Genomic DNA, 18,145 nt, shown 5'->3' with positions numbered 1-18,145 from the left:
TTACGAATTATTTTGACTACTTCTTTTCAGGATAAGCTCCTGATTGTACTTTGAAGGTTTGAACTTTACCGCTGCGATTGACTTCGATCGCTATTATGTCTCCAACTTTACTCGATTCTACCAGCCTCTGAACTTGGGCTGAAGTTTTGACTGGTTTCCCGTTAATTTTTTGAATCACGTCTCCAGGAAGCAGTCCTCCACGCTTGGCTGGGGAATCATCTGTAACTCCCTTAATCACAATTCCAGCATCCTGCTGAATATTCAGTTGATTTTCTTGATTAATCTGCTGTTTTCTGATGGGAGAAAGGTCTGCCATTTCAACACCCAAGAAAGGATGTTCAACACGCCCTTTAGTAAAAAGTTCATTAGCGATGCGGGCGGCGGTTTCAATGGGGATGGCGAAACCGAGTCCTTGAGCATCAGCGCGGATGGCTGTGTTAATCCCAATGACTTCGCCTTGAGCGTTTAATAAGGGGCCACCAGAATTACCAGGGTTAATTGCGGCATCAGTTTGGATAAAGCTGACTCGCTTATCGGGAACACCAACTTGAGTGCTAGTGCGATCGGTAGCGCTGATGATGCCGATAGTGACAGTATTATCTAAACCTAGAGGATTGCCAATAGCGATCGCCCATTGCCCTGGGATCAGGTTTTGCGAATTGCCCAGTTTTACTGTCGGCAAATCATTCGCTTTTATTTTCACTACCGCCACATCTGTCACAGAATCAACTCCTACTACTTTCCCCTCTAAACTGCGACCATCTTTGAGGGTAACTTGCACTGTATCTGTATCTGCTACTACATGAGCGTTGGTGAGTAATTCTCCATCATCGCTCACAATAAATCCCGATCCTGTACCGCGCTCAATGCGTTCTTGAGGAATTGGTTGGTCATCCTCTCCAAAAAATCGCCGCAAGATGGGATTTTTCAAAGCGTCAGAGATAGGATTGGCTACTTTGCGAGTCGCATTAATTCGCACTACAGCCGGGCCAACTTTTTGCACTGCCGTCGCAATAAAATTCACGTTATCGCCACCAGTAGCCCCAATAGCTCCGTTAGGAGAATTCGGAACTATGGATTCTGGAGGCGAAGCCATTGTTACATTTTTTAGCTGTTGGAACGAGCGATTTTGGGGAATGAAATAGCGACTGCCAAACAAACCTGCACCACCGCCAATTACCAGTAAAAACACATAAACCGCCAGTTGCTTTAAGGATAACTTCATAATTGTTTTGCTCAAGAACAGCAATGCAGTTGCTAATTTCTAAGTGTAGTCAAGCGAACGGCAAGTGGACAGATCAATTTACGAGAAATTAGGGATTGGGAATTTGTCATTGGGTATGGGGCATGGGGCATGAGTTATTCTCCTTGTCCCTTAATCTCTGCCAATGTTTTTCTTCTCTACGAGACGCTGCGCGTAGCTTGCTTCCCTGTAAGGGTACAATTTTGAATTTTGAATTTTGAATTTTGAATTGATTTCTCCTTGTCTCCCCTGCTCCCCAATTCCCATTCTTCCCATCTAAAATCTAAAGTTAATGCGCTATTGACCTTTATACATGACTTTACCCTTTCGTCAACTATTTCTCTGTAGCTTAAGCGCCTTGGGCCTAGTAAGCATACTGCCATACTCAAACAGTGCTAACGCTGCTGTAAGTGGTTGCTCAACTCCAGCCCTATCTCGCTTCCAACGCCATAAAGTTGTTCGTGGCGAAACTTTGGAGAGCATAGCGCAGCGCTACAATCTCATTCCGACAACTATTATTGGTATGAATCCAGCTTTGCAGAATGGTGCAACTGCCGCTGTTGGCAGTGTGCTTCAGATTCCTCCCTACAATGGGATTGTAGTCGAAGTGCCTCGCGGTCAAACTTGGCGACAAGTGGCAGCACAATACAAAGTTCGTGCTGATAGCCTGTTTGAGGTGAATGGCTGCCAACAAAACCCCAGAATCGTGTTTGTTCCGGGGGTCAATTGGTCGCCTAATGGTGTTGTAACTAAGTCCCCTTTACCTACTGATGCAGGTACACCAAACCGTACATCTTTGTCTGGATATCCCTTAGCACAAGTAGCAAATGTAGGATTAGCTTACGGCTGGCAAATAAATCCTGGGACAGGTGAAGTTTTCTTCCATAGTGGTGTTGACTTATTAGCACCAGTTGGTAGTAATGTGCTAGCGATCGCCCCTGGAACTGTAGCCTTTGCCAGCGATCAAGGTTCTTATGGCAAATTGGTCATTATTAACCACAGTGGCGGACTCCAAAGCCGCTATGCCCAGCTTGACAGTATCAAAGTGACTGTCGGTCTGCAAGTGAAAAAAGGAGACTTACTGGGAACAGTAGGAACTAGTGGAAAACCAAGTTCCCCTCAACCGCACCTCCATTTTGAAGTGCGTTCTAGTTCATCTCTGGGTTGGGTAGCAGAAGATCCAAAGGGCTATTTGAAAAAATGAAGTTTGTTTTGAAATGCAGAGGAAATCTCTGTGTTACTCTGCGAAACCTTCTCTACGAGACGCTGACGCTCCTAACGTCGCTACCGCTTCGCTAATGCGAATGCGATCCTTTGCGTTAAAAAAAAGATGCTATATTTTCGCTAGATTTTACGATGTGCATTCCTGCCTCTGCAAATCTTGCAAATGCTGCATCTGCCTGTTCTGTGTAGTCCACAACACCGGGGACAACAACGGGGGAAGTGCAATCTTCTAGCAAATAAATTTTTTTCGCCAGGGTGGCATCTACCTGTTTAATTTCTGTTAATAAATCGTCAATTGTCCAAGCAACGCAGTGACTTTTAGCTTGACCACCAATAATTACTGCATCATATTCTAAAAGTTGTTTAATCAGCAGCGTGTTCTTTTGAGCGAGTGGACGTTGTTCAAAATCTTCCAACACTTCTGGACGTAAAATGGAATAGTTTTCTGTTAAAGGATTTTCACCTTTGATTTCAAATTGCGTTTGACTCTGACGCGCAATGCCGTGGAAAAATATCGCTTCTTCCACTGATGAAACTAGAGCATGACCAATACCACCCAACATAGAATGATAAGGCCAAACAGTCAGGGGATATTTACCGTCTTGACTGAGTTTCTTAAGGTAATGGTAAGCGTGTTTTTCTAATAATTCATAATCCCCATTAGTAACACTGTTAGCAACTGCTGGGTTGACTTTCCAGATACCTTGTTCAACATCTGCTGGTGTAATACTAGTAGCTGCTGGAGTAGGATGTTCTCCCGCAGGGTTCACCCAAAAGATCGGATGGAAAATTTGCGTTGCAGTGTGAGTATCGAGAGTTGGTACAATTTTCGTGATTATTCCCAAGTTTCGATAGATAAACTCACACAATCTGACGTTATCATCCACCGCCGCATTCCCGGATTTCCCACCTACAAATAGTTCAAAGCCAGGGATACAGAAGGTATTTTGGACATCAATTAACAGTAAGCAAATATGAGTTTTATCTAAAGATGTGGATTTTATATCATGTTGTTTTGCCCAGATTTCAGCTTCAGCAGCACGTTCTTGATAAGGTACGCGCCAGACTTCGCCGACTTTATTGAGGTTAAAATGCGAGGGAATGGGTAGTTGGGTTGTTGTTTGGGTATTCATCTAAATCTGTACTTGTTTTCTCATTATTAAGCTTGCCTTAGTTAAAAATAATGGTGAATTTAGTAAACGTCATCGTGAGAACCTAAAGTTAGCAATAAAATTTCTTCTTCTCCTGAATCAGGATTTGTAACAAATTTAAATAAAATTCGATTTTGATAATCAATTGAACAGGAGTATCTACCCGATGAATCACCTTTTAGCTTGTGACTGCGTAAACTGGGTTGAAATGGGTCTTCAGCGATTTTTTGTAATACTTGTTCAATTTGAGAACGTAACTCAGGATTTTTCTTGACTAGACGCTTAAAAGCACGAATAAAAGTCGGACTCCAAACCAAATTTTTCACTCGTCTAACTCCGCCATCAACTCTGCAACTGAACCACGGCGGACATTACCTTGAGCATAATCACTTTCTGATTGCGCTACTTCTTTTAATAAGTCATCCCGTCGCTGTTGTTTGAGGCGCTTTTGGATAATATCTACAAGAATAGCCTGAGCTTCTGGATCTAATGCTTCTACCGCTTCTATGGCTTTCTGGAATGTAGATGTTTTTTCTAGCATGAGCATCAAAGAATTTAGTGATAAGTCTAATTTAGCTAGTAGTAAGGGCGATCGCTCCTCATTTTCCTTACTTAATAGTATATTTGTATTATTAAATAAATTTAGCTTAGCAAAGTTCAACGAAGTTATCGCTCTTATGAACCGAGATGAATTACTCAAACGCTATGCCGCAGGTGAGAGAGATTTTTCAGGAGTTGACCTTGGTCGTGCTAATCTCTATGGAATTGACTTGAGCAGTGCAAATCTAAGTAGAGCTAACATCAGTTATGCAAAACTAAGTGATGCGAACCTTCAAAGCACTGATTTATGTCAAGCCGATCTAAGTGATACCGATCTAAGTTATGCGAATCTAAGTTATGCCAATCTGAGTGATGCTAACTTGACTGGTGCTGAATTAGATGGTGCCGAACTGAGCAATATTAATCTAAGTCGTGCCAACTTACAAGAACCTATCCCACTAATAAAATCCTTTGAATCCATATATGGATAGTTGCAAGGTCAATGAAGGAATCAAAATATACTGTTTGACGTTCCCATCGAACGACTAAACGACGATATTTACGTTGATACCAGGCAAAACAACGTTCCTGCTAAAACCTGGGAACAGAAATTTTGATTGGTCTACCTCTATTTTTCTTCGTTTTCCAAACTCGTTTTGGGATTTGAGGTCTAATTCCACGATGAGCGTAAAGTAGCGCGTTTATACGAGTGAATCGTAACCTTTATCAGTTGCTAAGACCTTCAGTCTCTTACGCGGCCTACCAGGCTTTAAAGTTTTAAGTTTGACTTTATCTAGCAGTGGTAATACCTGCTCTGTTTCATTTCCGTTAGCTGGAGTTGTACAGTTAGCTAAAGGCATTCCATTGCCCTCTGTAAGTGTATGAATTAACACTCCTTTTCCCTTACCGCCATAAGCAACGTCTTTACCTCCTCCCTTTCCAGGGGGAAAAAGAGCCATCAACAGCCCCAAAGTCCCAATTTATCAAGCCTTTCTCATCCGCGATCGCCAGAACACGCGCCTGTATATATCCAAACGTTCCATCCTCCCGCCATTGCTTTAACCATCTGTGTGAAGCGCTTTTTGAAGCCCATATATCTCCTTTTGGGATGTCACACCATCGACATCCAGTAATCAAGATGTATAAAAGACTATTTAGCAAATAACGGTACGGTGCATGAGGCATTCCCTTGCCACGTTTTTCTGATTCTGGAGGAAATATATCTTCAAACAATTTCCATTCCAGATCGGTTAACCCCTCGAAACGTCCTGCCATCGCTTGATACACCCTTCTCAATTCAGAAATAGGCTATCATCTTTACAGATTAGTGGGATAGGTTCAAGGAGCATCAGAGATAAATGGTGGGAACAATGTCAACTTAAGTGATGCCGATCTAAGACAAGCTAGGCTAGCGGATGGTGAGCTGATAAACTCCAACTTGAGTGGAGCTAATTTAAGCCGTATTGACCTAATCCCTCTTTTGTCACTTTCGGCAGAGAATAATTTGTAACCCTTGCCCAAATAGGATTTTAACTGTAAAGCTTTGTTTGAAGGTTTCTATTAACTTGCGATCGCTAATCTTTCCACTAAATCTAGGTTTGATCGTTTAGCCCCAATTTTTATTTCCCCAGAGTGACAAAAGAGGGATTAGCCCTCCTTTGTCACTTTCGGCAGAGAATAATTTGTAACCCTTGCCCAGATAGGATTTTAATATTAGAGCTTGTTTGAAAGTTTCTATTAGCTTGCGATCGCTAATCTTCCCACTAAATCTAGGTTTCATCATTTAGATCCAATTTTTATTTCCCCAGAGTGACAAAAGAGGGATTAGTTGTACCAATTGTCATCCCTAAAGGATTATGGGGATTACTAGTAGCACATCGCTGTCAAAGGCCTCATGATTAGTCGCCATTAGATATGGAAATGATCCAAACAGGGGCACAAACCCTAGCAACAGATCGTAACATTCTGGAGAGTTAAGTAACTGTGTATTTAAATCGCATACAGTTAAGTAGCAGAGATATTTGCTAGCACTGATTTTTCTAGAAAAGGAGAAAAAACTGTGAAATTTGGTTACACGGTAATCTGGGTAGACGATGTAGTTAAAACAGTTGAGTTTTACGAAAAAGCTTTTGGTTTAGTTCGTCGCACTCTCCTGGAAAAGGGGCAGTCTATCTGGGCCGAAATCGAAACCGGAAACACTACACTAGCTTTCTCTTCTAGTAGCGAAGCACAGAAATTATTTCCTGGTGGCTGCCATCCCAACCACGCTACACAACCACCGGCTTCAATCCAGATATCATTTATTACTCCTGATGTTGGCAGTGCTTATATGAGAGCGATTGGTGCTGGTGCAAAAACACTAGATGCTCCTAAAACCCAGCCTGGGGGACACACTATTGCTCGTGTCCGCGATCCTAATGGTGTGCTGGTGTCGTTGGTGAGTGCCTAAGTAGCAAATTGCCTTCTATCGATCTAGATGGCTATGGGCAGCGCGATCGCCTTTTAGCAAGACGCAACCCACAAGGGTAAATTACGATGCTGCGTTTCTTGGTTGATGAGAACTTTAATAATCAGGTTATTCGTGGCGTTCTGCGTCGTAACAGTAATATTGATATTGTCCGCGTTCAGGATGTTGGATTGACTGAAGCAGACGATCCAAATGTATTAGAATGGGCAGCGCAAAACAAGCGTGTAGTCCTAACTCATGGTGTCGCGACGATGATAACTTTTGGTTATGAACGATTACAAGCAGGCTTGGCAATGCCTGGTTTATTTGAGATCGGTCGTCGTGTTTGGGTTGGTTTAGCGATCAAAGAAATTTTGTTGCTAGATGAATGTAGCTTAGAAAGAGAATAAAAAGGATAAGTCTGGTTCTTGCCTTTGCGTTAACGATTGGAGGCGATTAATTTGACTGACGTTGGCGCAGCCTGTCGTCGTTGATAAGCATTTGTTTTTTGTAGTCCCCAATCTAAAATCTGAAATTTTATGGATTCCAATGCTTTGCTGTGTGCAGCGATCGCCAATCACATTACCACCAATCCTCAAAAACGAATTACTTTTGCCCAATTCATGGACATGGCATTATACCACCCTGAATACGGCTACTATTCCAGCGATGCAGTCAAAATAGGCTTTAAAGATAGTGATTTTTTTACCTCTCCCAATCTCTGTTCTGACTTTGGCGAGTTACTCGCAGAACAATTTTTGCAAATGTGGGAGATTTTAGGAAAACCTGTACCCTTTTCTCTGGTAGAAATGGGAGCAGGTCAAGGATTGCTAGCTTTGCATATCCTTAAATATCATCAGCTACACTACCCAGATTTTTTTACCGCCCTAGAGTACATAATTGTTGAAAAGTCTCCAACTTTAAGACAAGAACAGCAGCAACGCTTGCAAGATTTCCCTGTGCGTTGGTGTAATTTAGAGGAGATACCACCAAATGCGATCGCAGGTTGCTTTTTCTCTAACGAGTTAGTAGATGCCTTCCCCGTGCATCAATTCATTCTAGAAACGGGAGAACTCCGAGAAATTTATGTAACAACAGATAGTAATCAGAAAGAAACCTGCTCATCATTTGTGGAAGTCACAGGGGAACCTTCAACGCCCCAACTAGTTGAATATTTAGACTTAGTGGAAATGAACTTTACCGAAAGTGCATATCCAGATGGCTACCGTAGTGAAATTAATTTAGCGGCTGGTGACTGGTTGAGTATAGTAGCAGACCGCTTGCAGCGCGGCTATGTGTTAACAATTGATTATGGCTACCCCGCCAGCCGTTACTACAATCCCAGGCGATCGCAAGGAACGTTACAGTGCTATTATCACCACCGTTTCCATAACAACCCTTATATTAATATTGGGCGACAAGATATAACTGCCCATGTTGACTTTACAGCTTTGGAACGCTGGGGCCAGAAGTGTAATTTAAAGAATGTTGGTTTTATTCAGCAGGGATTATTTTTGATGGCACTGGGGTTAGGCGATCGGATTGCAGCCCTTTCCCAGCAAAAGCAACCTCTCTCGCAGTTACTACAGCATCGGGATGCACTACACCAACTTCTAGACCCCACAGGACTCGGCGGCTTTGGAGTCTTAATTCAGAGCAAAGGTCTGGACAAAACAGAAATCTCTCAACCATTAAAAGGATTGATCCTGCCAGAGTAAGCGTAAAGTTGAAAAGTTAAAACTCTATTTAAGAATGCAGTATCAGTCTTATTTGGACTAGCATAACAGTGATTACAGTAAAGTTAAACACACTACCAAAGTAATAATTATGTCCACTCATGACCTGCTAATGCTAGTAACACTACTTACCCCTGGTATATTACTGTCAGTGATAATTATGTTAACTTTTGCTGCCGGTGGTTGATTGCCAGAGTTAGGAAGTAAGAAAACTGAAATTTAGGATTATATTTTAAATTTCAAATAACTACTTCCCAACTAAATTTGAATCAGACAATGCGATGTTCATGATGGGCTATAACGCTCAATGACTCGCTCTAAGCGTTGGCGCAGCCTCTTTAAGAGTTGCTATGCCAAAAGCTAGCTTTACGCAACGCTTACGGTGACGCTGTACTAAAGGAACGTAAAAAATGAAGGTGGCATTTCTGGGAACTGGACTGATGGGACTACCAATGGCTCAAAGGTTATTAGCCGCAGATATACAGCTAGTTGCCTACAATCGTACCCCAGAAAAATTAGCATCACTACAAGCAGCTGGGGCTGAAATTGCTACACATCCCCGCCACGCCATTCGTGCTGCTGAGTGCGTAATTCTTATGCTGACTAATGCCTCAGCTATTTACAATGTGTTGCTTTCAGATACTGCTTGGCAAACTCTGGAAGGGCGCACGATTATCCAAATGGGAACAATTACGCCCACAGAAAGCCAGGAAATTAGAGATGCAGTTGTTGGGGGTGGTGGTGAGTACTTAGAAGCGCCCGTATTAGGGAGTATCCCAGAAGCAAAAGCTGGCAAGTTGAGTGTTATGGTAGGGGCCGAGCCAGAACAATACGAACGCCACTTGAAGTTACTCCAAAATTTTGGGACAGAACCTTTACTTATCGGCCCAGTTGGATCTGCGGCGGCGCTTAAATTGGCACTAAATCAACTAATAGCTTCTTTAACAACTAGCTTTGCTTTGAGTCTAGCTTTTGTCCAACGCCAAGGTGTCGATGTAGATGTGTTTATGCAAATCTTGCGCGACAGTTCCCTCTACGCCCCTACCTTTGACAAAAAGCTACAACGGATGTTAGATGGCAATTATGCCGAGCCCAATTTTCCCACAAAACATTTGCTTAAAGATACGGAGTTATTTATCTCGGAAGCGAAATCTCGGAGTTTGGATCTCAGCAGTATTAAAGGAGTGCGGCAAATCTTGCAAACAGCCGTAAAAATGTCATTTGCTGATGATGATTACTCATCACTATTTTCAGTTATTAAGGAATGGGGAGAAGCGATCGGAGAATAAAGAATTTAAGCTTCATCTCACGCCTGAAAGCAGGGTAAACTAATCTTTAACAACCACGTATAAAGGGTTTTTACTGAAGCTTGAAGCATTCATTTTTGCATTTACTGTTCAATAAGCATTTATTGAATGAGCAAATTATGATACTCTAAACTGATTCAGTAATTGTCTTTTTGATTAAGTCGAAGTTAGGGTTGTGCGTAGTGCAACCCCAACTTGTGGTGCGCGTAGGCATAGCCCGCACTTCAACAAAGCTCAGTGACCACCGCAGGCATCGCATGAATCGACGGATGCAAAAAACCTAGAATTGGATAACCCGCAACTTGAGTTAATAGACAATTACTGACCATTAATAGTAGTTGAGCGAGGAAATGGTAGAGATTCAGGGGCAGACGAAGGCTGAGGTTCAGGTTGAGGATTGAGAAAATCCTGCCAAGTCTTAATTTGCTCTTGCGCTGCACTGTAAGCAGCACTACCGCGTGGAACCGATTTGGCAATGTCAATGCCTTTAGCAATATCAGACTGACCTTGAGTGCGTGCTATTTCTAACAATTGCTGACTCCATTGGTCAATAGCCTGATTTGCATCCATACGTAAGATGCTATTGTTTGAAACTCGATCCGCCAGTCGTATTGCCTCAACCAAGGCTTCTGGAGTACCAGCGGCCCCCACTTTCTGGGCTTTTCTCCAGTTTTCTCTAGTGCGAATTTGCCCTTCCCAGTCATTTATTGCAGCTTGTGCTTCCCCAGAAAGCGCCCTTCCCGATGAAACTATTTGTTGAGCTGTGCTAATGGCGGCGGTGAGATTGCCACTTTGGGCCAGTTCTTGTGCTCGATCTAAGTAAGGTTGATCTTGAATTCGCTCAATCTTTCCTGCCCAAATACGAATTTTTTTGCGTGCTTCTGGATATAATGTACGACCTCGACGAATTTCGCTGACCTGGGCGATCGCAGCTTGCAAGGAGTTAATATCCTCGAATATTGCGATCTGTTCGGCGCGGTCTAAATAAGGTTGGTCTTCAATTGTCTCCACTTGGGCATTCCAGCGACCTATCTCTTGTCTAGCTTCTGCGCCTCTGGGGTTACTAGCAGGAATAAGCTGTACTTGGGCGATCGCTGCGTTTAAATTAGGGACTGTTCCCTGGCTAGCCAATATTCTTGCTTTTTCCAAATGGGCAACATCTTCAATTTCCAACTGCCAACGAGCAATTAGTTGCTGTGCTTCGTTATACACTGGTCTGGAAGGATCGATTTGTTGTGCTTGAGCGATCGCTGCCTCTAAACCAGAAACATTACCAAGCCAAGCACTCCTTTTCGCGTCAGCTATGGCAATAAAATCATCAGTTTCGCCTTGTAGTTTCGTACTTTCCGGTATTTGCCTAGCAATATTTAGCGCTTCATCTGCATCCTGCTTGTCTAGTTTCGCTTGTGCCAATTCCAGCATTTTGCGTCCAAATGCCGGAATCGCTTCCTGAGCTTTTTGGTAAAGGTAACTTTCCTGACCAATAGACTCGGCTAGCTTGATCCCTTCTAGGATGTTATCGACTACTTTGCTGTTTGCTAAACTTTCGGCTTTTCCTAACTTATCGCCATCTTCCCGTGCTGTCGCAATCAGACGATTCAATTGGTCGTACTTAGTACCCGCCCAGTACTGATTGTCTACACGCAGCATTTTGGCGGATAACATGAACGCTGATTGCCAGCGCTGTTCCTTTACTTCGGCGATCGCACCGTTGTATGTGGCTTCAGCCTTTGACCAAATTGACTGCCATTTGTCAACTTGTTCATCGACTAACTTATAAGCTGCTAAATCTTCGGGTATCTTACGAGCAGTAGCGATCGCTTCCTCTAAATTACCAGTTTGGAAACTTTGATCGGCTAGCTTCAAAATATCCCGCGACCATTCTTCGATGAAACGATCGATTTCTCCATGCAACGGGTGATTTTGTGGTAGTTGCTTCACCAGAGCGATCGCTTGTAATAGGTCGTTCACTGTTTGCTTAGAAGCCGCTAACTGAGCGCAATGTAGCCGCACAGAAGCACTAGCTAGCGGCCAGAAAATCGAGGGGCAATTAGGAGCAGCTGGCAACTTTAGCAGCATTGCCATTGCCAAGAATCCTACACCGCCGGGAATCAACATTAGTAGTACTAGCCACAATGTCCAGCTTTTCATCCAGCGTGGCCATTTTCCAGAAGTACTATTGAGTTGGGCAGTTTCCTCTGAATTACTATTTATAGGTAATCCTGTCCTATGGTTTTTTTTTCGCCGCTTCACTGACTTGGAGGTAGAACCAGTAGCTGGGACATCAAATGGCTTAGTTTCACCGAATTGTTCTGTTCGGGATAATCTTTTGCTTTGATCTGGCTCTCTTCCACTGGCTCTTGACCAACTGTCTGGAATATCCCGCTCTGTCATCTCTCACACCAAAATAATTGAATAGCGCTCTGTTTTAGGTTGATAATTCCATTGTTGACATAGTAACTTTCTCGTCATTAAAAAGCTACTTTTTTGATTATCTCTCTCTACAGAGTACCATTATCAATCTCAAAAATCAGTGTTATTTTATACTTTATCTTCAAACAGCAGATTCGGCTTGCAAATCGGAAATTAGTTGAGCTAACTGATCGCTACTTGCCTGATAGACGTTGCCGCAAAAGTCGCAAGTTGCTTCGGCACCATCATCCTTGATAATCATATCTTGCAGTTCAGCTTCTCCCAAAATTTTTAGTGCCCCCAAAACGCGATCGAAAGAGCAACCACAGTGGAAGCGCAACATTTGGCGTTCGGAAAAGATTTCCAACCCCATATCTCCCAATAAGTCATCAAAGATTTCAGGTAACGTCTTGCCAGCTTGCAACAATGGCGTAAATCCTGCTAGACCAGCAACCCGTGATTCCAACGTTTCTACTAAGGCTTCGTCTCTAGCGGCTTTGGGCAATACTTGTATCAGTAATCCTCCAGCAGCAGTTACTCCTGCTGCTTCCACAAACACACCTAAAACTAAGGCCGAAGGTGTTTGTTCGGAATTCACCAGATAATGAGCTACATCATCACCAATTTCGCCAGAAACTAGTTCTACCGTACTAGAGTAAGGATAACCACGACCGATATCTCGCACAACGTAGAGGTAGCCGCTACCCACAGCACCACCAACATCTAATTTACCTTTAGCATTAGGAGGCAATTCTACAGATGGATTCCCAACATATCCGCGTACCGTACCATCTAAGCCTGCGTCTACTAATATGCCACCCAAAGGCCCATCGCCCTTAACGCGGACATTCACCCTCGATCCAGTCCGCTTCATACTAGAGGCCATTAACAAGCCCGCCGTCATAGTCCGACCCAGTGCTGCCGTTGCCACATAAGAAAGCTTGTGGCGCTGCCGTGCTTCTTCTGTTAAACGTGTGGCGATCGCACCTACGGCACGAATTCCACCTTCGGCTGCTGTTGCACGAATTAACTGATCCGCCATGAATAACCTTACATTTCTTAACAAGTTAACTTTTTCTATTCTAAGTTCTCTGCTGCAAGAAAAGTAACGTAGTCGGGTGTTACGCAAATAAACAGCTGTCATTGGTCATTAGTTATTTGCAAAGGACAAAAGACTGATGACTAATGACAAAAACTATTTGCAATATTAGAAATAGCGATGTCTTATCTTTAGGTAATTCGAGAAAAATGCTGGGTAATTTTCAACAAAGCCAACTACGGATTGAAATTGAAGCATCAACAGATGCAATTCGTGACAGTCTGCTGCATCCCGTGCAACTAAAAAAATGGCTTTTAGGACAACGTTTTGCGCCAGGAATGCCAGAAGAACTACTTCCCGGATTCCAGTTTACAACCTGGACTGGGCCAATCGCGATTCATCATCAAGTAAAGGTTGTCAAATCCAACTGCCTTCGCTTACTACTCAGCGGAGGCATTGACGGGTTCCACGAATGGTACTGGGGAGAAGGTTGGGTACAGTCCCGCTTGGAAGGAGTTTCAATTTTGCCCTTGAATTTGGGTCAAACACTCAGCTTGTTGAGCTTGCGTCAGTTTTTAGCAACTCAAGAACGTTGAATTGACTGAACCTAGAAAAGGGATTTTCCTTGTCTGTATGGCTAGCCTTTTCAAGGTGACTCCAAAAATTGACTCCAAAAATCTCTTTTTTATTTCTGTGCTACTGATACTTTGCTCAAGTAGGGAAACCCACGCATACAAGTGTCCTCCTCTGTGGCTCTGCTGTTTAAAAGTAATTTATTTAAGGACTCTAGACGCAGAGAACACAGAATTGCATAGATTAAAATTCTTAAACTCCTTGTGCACCATGTTGTCCACTTTCTAAACTCATGGTAGTTAGCTATCAGTGCCATTATTATATTTCAGGTATTCTTCAAAGCTAGTTTTGGGGTGGCTATAGTCATGCTTCCCCTTTTAAATTTTTACCTTGGTTTGACGACTAACACTGAACAATTAGCCTCTTCTACAACTTGACTGCTAACAGAACCCTGAACAATTCGTTTCATCCCGATCAAGCCTCGACTGCCAATTACAATCAAGTCAGTTTTATAAATATTCGCAAGACGAATAATTTCTTCAGCGGGATCGCCAGTTACTAACTCTAACTCACTTCTGGCTGATAACTTTTCCTGATATAATTGCAGTTGCTTTTCAATATGAAAATAAGAAAACGTTGGGGACTCTGGCTGAGGGCGATCGGCAGGTAGTTCCATTTCTGACTCTGGTGTGAGAAACACATGACACAGAATAACCTTGGCGTCTTTTGAAAACACCAAACTATCTAAAGCTTGAATTACTCGTTCTGAAATATCCGAACCATCCAGAGCTACCAAAACACTATTTAGCACTGCTCTCGTCTCCTAAAGAGTAGACCCCTTACATACATAAGTATCTAGCAAAATTAGTCGGCAGTGACACTAAACTAATTTTTTATCTGACAACTTAATAAGTTTAGATATTTGAGGCTACGCCATAGGTCAGCTAGTTTTACGCCACTTTCATGCGAACGGGTTGTAGCAACTTTTCTGGAGAAGCTTTTCACGAGTTTTTGAGAGAGGAAAACCCTCTCCCAGCAACTACTGTCGGCAATGCCTCACTTGTGCTTAAAAGATAGCTGAAGGTAGGATAGCAAATGGTGTGCTTTAGCCTAGCTTACCGTAGGTATCGTTATCCAAACTTCCAGTTATTAGAAAAAATTAAGCATTCCAAATCACTATTCTTGCTGAATTCGGCGTCGGACTGAATCAGCATGGGAAGGTAAACCTTCTGCTGTTGCTAGCACATCTATGGCACCAGCCACATTTTGCAGTGCGGTTTGGGAGTATTGAATAATACTAGAATGTTTAAGGAAAGTTTCAACACCCAATGCCGAAGCAAAACGGGCAGCACCAGAAGTTGGCAAGGTATGATTAGGACCTGCCAAATAGTCTCCTACAGCTTCTGGTGTTGAGTAACCCAAAAAGATTGCCCCAGCGTGGCGAATCTGTGGTAAAAGTGCCCAAGGGTCTTTGACTTCTAATTCCAGGTGTTCGGGGGCAAATTCATTTGAGAGTTCTGCTGCGGCTTGGAGCGATTCCACAACGATAATCAAGCCGTAGTGAGCGATCGCTTTTTCTGTGTCTATTCGCCGTGGATGATCGACTAGCTGTCTTTCCAAAGCTAATTGCACATTTTTCGCCAAAGCAGCATCTGTCGTCAGCAAAATTGCTGCTGCCATTGGATCGTGTTCGGCTTGGGCTAGCAAGTCAGCAGCTACATGTACTGGATTTGCGGTTTCATCAGCAATTACCAGCACTTCGCTAGGACCTGCCAAAGAATCAATACCGACGGTGCCATAGACAAGTTTTTTCGCTAGGGTGACATAAATATTACCAGGCCCAGTAATTACATCCACTTTCGGAATTGTTTCTGTACCATAAGCTAAAGCGGCGATCGCTTGTGCACCCCCAATCCGATAAATTTCTTGCACTCCTGCTTCTTGGGCAGCTACCAAGACTGCTGGGTTAATAGCACCCCCTGGGCCTGGTGGTGTTACCATCACCACGTGCGGTACAGCAGCAACATGAGCCGGAATTGCATTCATTAGCACTGTACTGGGATAGGCGGCACGACCACCAGGCACATACAACCCGGCTCGGTCTACAGGAGTGTAGCGTTTGCCCAGTACTACTTCATCATCACCAAAGTGTACCCAGCTTTTTGGTACTCGCTGACGATGAAACGCTTCAATTTGGCGGCAAGCTAGCCGAACTGCACTCAACAACTCTTTTGATACCTGTTGATAGGCTGCATCCAATTCCGAGCCTGTAACTCGGAGTTCTTCTGCTTTGAGGGTTTGTTTGTCAAATTCATCCGTGTAATGCAATACAGCTTTGTCGCCTTGGCGCTTCACTGCTTGCAAAATTTCCCGCACCGTTGCTTCTTTGTGAAGTACCTGTTCGTCATGGGTGCGATCGCAGATCCGTTGTAGTTCTGCTCTAACGTCTGCCTGCTGAGTAATAATTCGCAGCATGGAGTAAGGACAATGCCAAAATTATAATATTGCCACCTGAGATTTAGTATTGCTCTTGACCCACTGGGGTGTGCAAGCTGACTCTAATTCTCTTCTCTAGCTTAACCTGGATTTTTTTGATACTCTCAAGGCTACCAGCGTATAGTTTGCTTGAGAAGGCGACTTCATTGCTCAATCCGACAAGCCTTGACTGGCTAGCGGTAGGAAGCAGGTGTGCCATTTCCCACTCCCCTTACACCCTTTCCCTCAATCCTTGGGGGATGCAGATGGTATGTTACATCCAATCCCCCTGAATTTATAGGGGTTATGGTTTGAGTATAATTTTTACTTATTTCCCTAACTTTTACTAGTTTAATGTGTGTACAGGCACGATATATCGGTTCTATACTTGACAACCTCTGAGATTTAGCTCTTTACAGTTCCTGCCTCTAAATAATACATTTGGTTTACGGACAAATTATATTTATTGGCAATCACATTGCTTAGTCAGGTTGTGATGAGTTAGGGTGAAATTTATTTAGATGTATTTTAGTTTAACGCATTTCCTCAATTGACGAAATACTAAATTGGCGAGTGGAGACTATAGAACTAATAATATTGACGATCTTCATTCATGCCCAATACCTAATTCCATAATTTTTTTAGGAAATTATAACATTGGCAATTTGGATGCTATATTAGTAAATCTAGTAGTGTGTGTACATAATTAATAATCGTATTTTTGGAATTGACTGTGGCGAATACAAAGTCTGCTCTCAAGCGTGCCCAAATCGCAGAACGTAACCGACTGCGTAATAAATCTTACAAATCAGCAGTTAAAACGCTGATGAAGAAATACCTCAATGCTGTAGCTGCTTATACAGCTAATCCTACCGCAGAATTAAAACAAGAAGCGCAGGCTAGGTTATCCGAGGCTTATGGCAAAATTGATAAGGCGATCAAACGAGGTGTTCTTCACCCAAACAATGGGGCAAGAAAAAAATCAAGATTGGCTCACAAACTAAAACCCATCACACAAACAGCTGAGTAGTCATTGGTAATTTGTCCTTAGTCATTAGTCATTGATAACAAAACAAACGACAAATGACGAAGGACAAACAACATAGACGCGCCAGCGGCTTCCCGCAGGGTAGGACAAAAGATGCAACTGATAGACACGCACGTACATCTTAACTTTGATAGTTTTCAGCCGGATTTAGCAATAGTGCGATCGCGGTGGCAAGAAGCAGGTGTAGTGCGTTTAGTACATTCCTGTGTTCACCCGGAGGAGTTTTCCAGTATTCAATCCATAGCCCAAGAGTTCCCCGAAATTAGTTTTGCTGTGGGATTACATCCTTTAGATGCAGATAAATGGAATGGCGAGACAACTGAGAAAATCAAAACTTTAGCGAGTTCTGACTCAAATGTGGTAGCAATTGGGGAAATGGGGCTGGATTTTTACAAAGCCGATAACTATGAGCAACAGTATCTGGTGTTTGAGTCCCAGTTGGCAATTGCATCTGAACTAAACTTACCAGTGATTATCCACTGCCGTGATGCTGCCGTGGCAACCAAAGAAGTGTTGCATAAATGGCGGCAACTCAAAGGAGAAAGAGTGCGGGGTGTAATGCATTGCTGGGGAGGAACACCTGAAGAAACTCAATGGTTTCTCGATTTAGGCTTTTATATCAGCTTTAGCGGAACAGTGACATTCAAAAGCGCCAAAGCGATTCAATCTTCTGCGGCGATGGTGAGTAGCGATCGCCTACTGATTGAAACAGACTGCCCATTTCTCGCTCCAGTTCCGAAACGGGGCGAGAGGCGCAACGAGCCTGCCTATGTACTTTACGTAGCCGAGCAAGTAGCTAAACTGCGTAAGGAAACGGTAGAGGCGATCGCCCATCAAACTACCCAAAATGCTTGTGAATTATTCGGTCTGTCAATATCAAGTGTGTCCTAGTATCTTTTGTTAAGTTGTGTAAAAAAAATAAAACTATAGGTAGACAAAAATATGCTAACA

The 18,145-nt window shown here is 43.1% G+C and carries 20 protein-coding genes; 10 read left to right on the top strand and 10 right to left on the bottom strand.

Annotated features, from left to right (window positions below):
- Window positions 1-16: 16 nt before the first annotated feature.
- Entirely contained in the window at window positions 17-1,225 is a 1,209-nt protein-coding gene (locus RM368_RS07600; protein ID WP_322693515.1) for an HhoA/HhoB/HtrA family serine endopeptidase, read from the bottom strand.
- A 331-nt stretch (window positions 1,226-1,556) separates the two neighbouring features.
- On the opposite strand from RM368_RS07600, the gene RM368_RS07595 reads away from it, so the two are divergent.
- A complete protein-coding gene (locus tag RM368_RS07595) occupies window positions 1,557-2,447 on the top strand; it encodes a M23 family metallopeptidase (RefSeq protein WP_322693514.1) in 891 nt (296 codons plus the stop codon).
- 115 nt (window positions 2,448-2,562) lie between these two features.
- Here RM368_RS07595 and RM368_RS07590 read toward each other — a convergent pair whose 3' ends face one another.
- The 3 genes from RM368_RS07590 to RM368_RS07580 are packed head-to-tail and all read right to left on the bottom strand — an operon-like array spanning window position 2,563 to window position 4,159.
- The gene (locus RM368_RS07590; protein ID WP_322693513.1) at window positions 2,563-3,600 is read right to left on the bottom strand and encodes a cysteine hydrolase family protein; all 1,038 of its coding nucleotides are present in this window, start codon (window positions 3,598-3,600) and stop codon (window positions 2,563-2,565) included.
- A 59-nt stretch (window positions 3,601-3,659) separates the two neighbouring features.
- The gene (locus RM368_RS07585) at window positions 3,660-3,944 is read right to left on the bottom strand and encodes a type II toxin-antitoxin system YafQ family toxin (RefSeq protein WP_322693512.1); all 285 of its coding nucleotides are present in this window, start codon (window positions 3,942-3,944) and stop codon (window positions 3,660-3,662) included.
- A complete protein-coding gene (locus RM368_RS07580) occupies window positions 3,941-4,159 on the bottom strand; it encodes a hypothetical protein (protein WP_322693511.1) in 219 nt (72 codons plus the stop codon). Before RM368_RS07580 ends, RM368_RS07585 begins: the two co-directional genes overlap by 4 nt.
- Here RM368_RS07580 and RM368_RS07575 point away from each other — a divergent pair.
- Entirely contained in the window at window positions 4,158-4,649 is a 492-nt protein-coding gene (locus tag RM368_RS07575; RefSeq protein ID WP_322693510.1) for a pentapeptide repeat-containing protein, read from the top strand. The genes RM368_RS07580 and RM368_RS07575 overlap by 2 nt on opposite strands.
- A gap of 210 nt (window positions 4,650-4,859) precedes the next feature.
- On the opposite strand, the gene RM368_RS07570 is transcribed toward RM368_RS07575, so the two are convergent.
- Together RM368_RS07570 and RM368_RS07565 are read right to left on the bottom strand one after the other, a co-directional pair.
- Window positions 4,860-5,117: a transposase gene (locus tag RM368_RS07570; RefSeq protein ID WP_322693509.1), complete on the bottom strand. Its 258-nt coding sequence runs from the start codon at window positions 5,115-5,117 to the stop codon at window positions 4,860-4,862.
- On the bottom strand, window positions 5,083-5,433 hold the full coding sequence (locus RM368_RS07565) for a transposase (protein WP_322693508.1): 351 nt from the start codon (window positions 5,431-5,433) through the stop codon (window positions 5,083-5,085). Before RM368_RS07565 ends, RM368_RS07570 begins: the two co-directional genes overlap by 35 nt.
- A 79-nt stretch (window positions 5,434-5,512) precedes the next feature.
- Between RM368_RS07565 and RM368_RS38715 the strand changes: the two genes are divergently transcribed.
- The 5 genes from RM368_RS38715 to RM368_RS07540 all read left to right on the top strand — a co-directional run bounded on the left by RM368_RS38715 (window position 5,513) and on the right by RM368_RS07540 (window position 9,629).
- Window positions 5,513-5,668 (top strand): pentapeptide repeat-containing protein, encoded by a 156-nt coding sequence (locus RM368_RS38715; RefSeq protein ID WP_416212220.1) that lies wholly within the window; start codon window positions 5,513-5,515, stop codon window positions 5,666-5,668.
- 549 nt (window positions 5,669-6,217) lie between these two features.
- Window positions 6,218-6,607, top strand: coding sequence for a VOC family protein (locus RM368_RS07555; RefSeq protein WP_322693507.1), 390 nt, complete (start codon window positions 6,218-6,220; stop codon window positions 6,605-6,607).
- Window positions 6,608-6,693: 86 nt separating this feature from the next.
- Window positions 6,694-7,014 (top strand): DUF5615 family PIN-like protein, encoded by a 321-nt coding sequence (locus tag RM368_RS07550; protein ID WP_322693506.1) that lies wholly within the window; start codon window positions 6,694-6,696, stop codon window positions 7,012-7,014.
- 129 nt (window positions 7,015-7,143) lie between these two features.
- A complete protein-coding gene (locus RM368_RS07545; protein ID WP_322693505.1) occupies window positions 7,144-8,322 on the top strand; it encodes a class I SAM-dependent methyltransferase in 1,179 nt (392 codons plus the stop codon).
- A gap of 428 nt (window positions 8,323-8,750) precedes the next feature.
- A complete protein-coding gene (locus tag RM368_RS07540) occupies window positions 8,751-9,629 on the top strand; it encodes an NAD(P)-dependent oxidoreductase (RefSeq protein WP_322693504.1) in 879 nt (292 codons plus the stop codon).
- Between the two features lie 336 nt (window positions 9,630-9,965).
- Here the strand turns inward: RM368_RS07540 and RM368_RS07535 are convergent, their stop codons facing one another.
- The gene (locus RM368_RS07535; protein ID WP_322693503.1) at window positions 9,966-12,041 is read right to left on the bottom strand and encodes a chromosome segregation ATPase; all 2,076 of its coding nucleotides are present in this window, start codon (window positions 12,039-12,041) and stop codon (window positions 9,966-9,968) included.
- 160 nt (window positions 12,042-12,201) lie between these two features.
- Window positions 12,202-13,101 (bottom strand): Hsp33 family molecular chaperone HslO, encoded by a 900-nt coding sequence (gene hslO / locus RM368_RS07530; protein WP_322693502.1) that lies wholly within the window; start codon window positions 13,099-13,101, stop codon window positions 12,202-12,204.
- A gap of 206 nt (window positions 13,102-13,307) precedes the next feature.
- Here hslO and RM368_RS07525 point away from each other — a divergent pair, with 206 nt between their 5' ends.
- Entirely contained in the window at window positions 13,308-13,694 is a 387-nt protein-coding gene (locus tag RM368_RS07525; RefSeq protein ID WP_322674433.1) for a hypothetical protein, read from the top strand.
- Between the two features lie 362 nt (window positions 13,695-14,056).
- Here RM368_RS07525 and RM368_RS07520 read toward each other — a convergent pair whose 3' ends face one another.
- Window positions 14,057-14,482, bottom strand: a complete 426-nt coding sequence (locus RM368_RS07520) for a universal stress protein (RefSeq protein WP_322693501.1) — start codon at window positions 14,480-14,482, stop codon at window positions 14,057-14,059.
- A gap of 365 nt (window positions 14,483-14,847) precedes the next feature.
- On the bottom strand, window positions 14,848-16,146 hold the full coding sequence (gene hisD / locus RM368_RS07515) for a histidinol dehydrogenase (RefSeq protein ID WP_322693500.1): 1,299 nt from the start codon (window positions 16,144-16,146) through the stop codon (window positions 14,848-14,850).
- Between the two features lie 733 nt (window positions 16,147-16,879).
- Between hisD and rpsT the strand changes: the two genes are divergently transcribed.
- Together rpsT and RM368_RS07505 are read left to right on the top strand one after the other, a co-directional pair.
- A complete protein-coding gene (rpsT, locus tag RM368_RS07510; protein ID WP_322693499.1) occupies window positions 16,880-17,176 on the top strand; it encodes a 30S ribosomal protein S20 in 297 nt (98 codons plus the stop codon).
- Window positions 17,177-17,287: 111 nt separating this feature from the next.
- Window positions 17,288-18,085 (top strand): TatD family hydrolase, encoded by a 798-nt coding sequence (locus RM368_RS07505; protein ID WP_322693498.1) that lies wholly within the window; start codon window positions 17,288-17,290, stop codon window positions 18,083-18,085.
- The last annotated feature ends 60 nt before the right edge of the window (window positions 18,086-18,145 follow it).

Origin of the sequence: Nostoc sp. DedSLP03 (assembly GCF_034530815.1) — a bacterium.
Classification (GTDB): Bacteria; Cyanobacteriota; Cyanobacteriia; order Cyanobacteriales; family Nostocaceae; genus Nostoc.
Note: the sequence above shows the minus strand (reverse complement) of the source record. Positions and strands in the feature narration are given on the sequence as shown.